This is a genomic window from Apibacter sp. B2912 (assembly GCF_009827835.1).
In the GTDB taxonomy this organism is placed as follows: Bacteria; Bacteroidota; Bacteroidia; order Flavobacteriales; family Weeksellaceae; genus Apibacter.
On record NZ_WINV01000014.1, the window covers coordinates 1 to 1,803 of the forward strand.

2 protein-coding genes are annotated in these 1,803 nt (G+C 30.1%); both read left to right on the forward strand.

Annotation, left to right across the window (positions count from 1 at the left end):
• A partial coding sequence (locus GFV01_RS10000) for a hypothetical protein (protein ID WP_160567196.1) occupies nt 1-339 on the forward strand: 339 nt, incomplete at its 5' end.
• Nucleotides 340-355: 16 nt separating this feature from the next.
• Nucleotides 356-1,627, forward strand: coding sequence for a hypothetical protein (locus GFV01_RS10005; protein WP_160567199.1), 1,272 nt, complete (start codon nt 356-358; stop codon nt 1,625-1,627).
• Nucleotides 1,628-1,803: the final 176 nt, after the last annotated feature.

The window sequence follows — 1,803 nt, forward strand, 5'->3', positions numbered from 1 at the left end:
GGTCATACCGGAGTAATTATCGATTACGAAGAAAAAAAGATAAAAAGGAAAAATGAAGAAGGAAAAGAAGTTGAAGAAACCCTGGAAATAGTTACCACCATTGAAGCGATCAGTTCTTCTGAAACTCCTTATGGAATGAGTTCGAAATTAATTATGGGAGGGGTTATTAAACTTAAATGGTTAAGAAATTCTTACCATTTGCTCGATCACCCTCTAACTAAAAATAGGCAAAGCTTTACAGCCTGTCGTTTTTATACTCCTAAAGTTCACTTTAGTAAGGCAGATAAAAAAATACGGTGGAAAGATCAAGGGTACACCTTTGAAATAAAGAAAAAATAATAAAAAATAAAGAATTATGAGAAAGATATTGGTCTCATGTATACCAGTATTGGTTTTATTTTCTTGTCAAGGCCAAGAAAATAAAACGGCAATACAAGTTAATAATGAAAATAAAGAAACAACAACAAAACCTATTGAAAAACCGACAGAAAATAAGCCCGTTATGAATAATGATATAGATTTAAAAAAAATAGCCGAGCATATTGAACTACAAAAACGGGTTTTTGTAGAAGATCATATTCCGGATAATGAGTATGTTGCCACCCGGGAAGATTTAGACTTACAACAACCCTTAATTGAAAAAACGCTGTTTAACAGCGGATATAAATTTCCGGAGTATGCCGAATTCAGAGAACGTGTAAAATATCTTTTTGGAATCGATCTGGATAAAAGTAAAGAAACAATAGTTGCATTATATCCCTATCATTTTGCTATTAATAGGGGAGTTGCATATTCTGACGATGAATTAAAGCATATTATATCAAAAGAAACGAATCTAACTTTCGATCAGTATAAATATACGTTTGCAAGGTTTGGATGGAATTTATTTATAGATAAGGAAAGAAAAATAATAGCCCCCATGGTTTTTCTGGAGGATTTAATAAAAATAAATAATATCGATAAAAAGGAGTATTCGGTTAAACAAAACTTGAAAGTAATAACCTTAAATAAATACTTAATGTATGGAGATAAAGCCGGTTTGATATATTTACTTTCAAGGGAAAAAGAATTGGCCCATGACTTATTATTAAATTTCAATTTTGATAAGGAAGATAAAATTAATAAAAGTGTTTTAGATAGTTTGTATAATCGATGTAATCCAAGAAGTTATGAGTTTGGGCAAGAGGTTAGAAATTTAATTTTCGTAGATAATTTTAAAACGGATGATAAATTATATATCAGAGAAGGAATATTAAAAACGATAGAACATATAACTAATGAAAATGAAGGCATTTATACCATAGATTTAATATCAAGTACATTATATCTATTAAGAGAGTTAGATAAAAGTGATTTAACTAAAGTGCAAAAAGGGTATAGTTATAAAATAATAGGGTATATGGCCAATACCTGTGATCCTCTATTTAGGAAATATCATTTATCAAAAACAGTAAGATGGCGCAGGGGAAATATTTTAGGCTCATATCACGCCTCATTAATAGATGATTTGGAGCCTTGGTATGATTTAAAAAACACCTTTATAGAAAACAATTACTATAATTTACCCCATTTAGAAGAAATGGTAGCTTATGCGGAAGAATTTACTGATAAGGAGACTCCGGAATAATTCAAGCAAGGTACACGTAAAGGCTCAGATATAATATAAATATTGGTATTCAAAAAAGATTACTTTTTTGGCTCAAGTAAATGCAGAGACGGGATTTTTTAAATTATCGCAAGAAAAACCGAGTAAATATAAATCCAGTACTTCCTTTTATAAAGGGAGAGGATTGATTCAACTTA

Excerpts from the sequence above, each read along its gene's own strand:
- GFV01_RS10005 (WP_160567199.1), top strand. The coding sequence starts at position 356 with ATGAGAAAGATATTGGTCTCATGTATACCAGTATTGGTTTTATTTTCT.